General features: G+C 45.3%; 2 protein-coding genes. Both read left to right on the forward strand.

Annotated elements, in window-relative coordinates; all coding sequences use genetic code 11:
• A partial coding sequence (locus VIP81_RS10440; protein WP_414649331.1) for a phytoene desaturase family protein occupies nucleotides 1–739 on the forward strand: 739 nt, incomplete at its 5' end.
• 2 nt (nucleotides 740–741) lie between these two features.
• On the forward strand, nucleotides 742–2,433 hold the full coding sequence (locus VIP81_RS10445) for a C45 family peptidase (protein WP_331959551.1): 1,692 nt from the start codon (nucleotides 742–744) through the stop codon (nucleotides 2,431–2,433).
• The last annotated feature ends 30 nt before the right edge of the window (nucleotides 2,434–2,463 follow it).

Raw genomic sequence — 2,463 nt, forward strand, 5'->3', positions numbered from 1 at the left:
AGCACAGGCCACGCATTACATCTCCAACCTGCATCCGGCACAAACAATGGCCATTACCCACAGCGATGCTTTGCGGAGTGCCTATCGGAACCGCGTTCAAAACCTCGAAAATTCGGTGGGTGCCTTTGTTTTGAATGTGGTACTAAAGCCTAATACGTTTAAATACCTGAACTATAATCATTATTACCATGCAACGGATAATGCCTGGGCGGGTATTGATTACGAGCAGGCAACATGGCCGCAAACCTATGCGATGTATGTATCTGCCAGTTCCCGGCATGAAACGTATGCCGATTGTTTATCGGTGATGACCTACATGCGCTACGACGAAATGCAGCCCTGGCAACATACGGTAAATACCGTATTGCAGCCCGGTAGCAGGGGAGCAGACTATGAAGCTTTTAAGGAACAAAAAGCCAGTCAGCTGATAGATTGTGTAGCAAAACAGTTTCCCGGATTCCGCGACTGTATACAATCTTATTATGTGGCTACGCCTTTGTCTTATCGTGATTATATCGGCACCAGCGACGGCAGCATGTACGGAATTGCAAAAGATAGCGGAGATCCGCTACGGACCATGGTTTCGGCCCGTACGAAACTATCCAATTTGTATCTTACCGGTCAAAACCTGAACTTGCACGGAATTTTAGGGGTAACTATCAGCAGCGTCATCACCTCGGCAGAATTGCTGGGGATGGATTTCCTGGTGGAAGAAATTAATCAGTCAATACATTCATAATAGTGAAAACAAAGAAACGAAGCGGCTGGAGAAGACTAGGACGCATACTCTTATACATCATCGGTATTTTTTTACTGCTCTTCATAGGATTGGCTGTTTACCTGGTAGTGGTGAGCAGAGTGACGCCGCCAACCATTGCCGACAAGCGTGCTTTACAATTACAACGTACACAGTTGGACAGTACCTGTTATACTTTAGGTAACAATTGGTTCCGTAAAAGCAACAGCGGGCTATATGAAATGTATGTGGAAGGCGCCCCTTTTGAAAGAGGTGTGATCAATGGTAAACTCTCCGGAGAGCTGATCCGCCGGCAGGAAGATGTATTTGTAGCCCAGTTCAGTAAAATGGTGCCCTCTACTTTTTACCTGCATTTCCTGAAGTATTTTATCGGCTGGTTTAACCGTGATCTGCCTGATCATGTGCCGGAAGAATTTAAAGAAGAAATTTATGGAGAATCTTTTTCTGCTTCTCCCAACTACGATTATATAGGTACTAACTATGCACGGTTAATGAACTATCATGCCGCCCACGACATAGGCCATGCCCTGCAAGGCATGATGCTGGTAGGTTGTACCTCCTTTGGTACCTGGAATGATCAATCTGCCGACAGCAACCTGATCATCGGACGCAACTTCGATTTTTACATGGGCGACGACTTTGCAGCGGATAAGATGGTGGTATTTTATCGCCCGGAGAAAGGTCACAATTTTATGTTTGTGTCCTGGGGCGGTTTTACAGGGGTAGTATCTGGTATGAATGATAAAGGACTCACCGTTACTATCAATGCAGCTAAAACCTCCGTGCCTACTGCCGCAGCTACGCCAGTATCACTCGTGGCCCGTGAAATTTTGCAGTATGCAAAAAATATCCAGGAAGCCTGGGATATTGCGAAGAAGCGGAAGATGTTTGTGTCAGAATCTTTCCTGATAGGTTCTGCAGAAGATAACAAGGCAGTAATTATTGAAAAAACACCGGAAGGGATGGACATGTATACCTCCGGCAAAAACTTTATTACCTGCACCAACCACTTCCAGGGCGATTCTTTGGGTAGTCTTACTTCCAATAAATTACAGATCAGAGAAAGCGCCTCTGAATACCGCTACGAGCGGCTGACGGAGTTAATGAAAGAGAAAGGACCTAATACCGTACAAAAAACGGTGAGCATCCTGCGCGACCGTGGCGGCTTGCACAATGAAGATATTGGGTTGGGGAATGAAAAAGCCATCAACCAATTGATCGCTCATCACTCTATTGTATTTGAACCTAAAAAGGGGATGGTATGGGTATCTACTGCGCCCTGGCAGGAAGGGCAGTTTATAGCCTACGATCTTAACAAGATCTTTGCCATGCACGGCCTCACCTCAGATCATGAAGTATATGACAGCGCGCAGAATATTGCTGCCGACAGCTTCCTGCTATCAAAAGATTATCTTGCCTTTAATACCTACCGTAAGCTGAGAGATCAGATCAAAGAAGGCGCAACAGTAGATATCAAAGCATTGATTGCCGCCAACCCTGCGTATTATCACACGTACGTGCTGGCGGGTGATTATGAATATAAACGCAAGGCATATGCTGTTGCAAAGCAATATTATGAAACGGGTTTAACGAAAGTAATTGCTACCAAAGGAGAGGAAGATCATATCCGTAAGCAACTGGCATCGTGTAACAGTAAACTAACAGCTAACCGCTAAAAGCTAAGAGCTATATGATTCTTGGTATAG

It is taken from the genome of Chitinophaga sp. (genome assembly GCF_036566945.1).
GTDB lineage: Bacteria > Bacteroidota > Bacteroidia > Chitinophagales > Chitinophagaceae > Chitinophaga.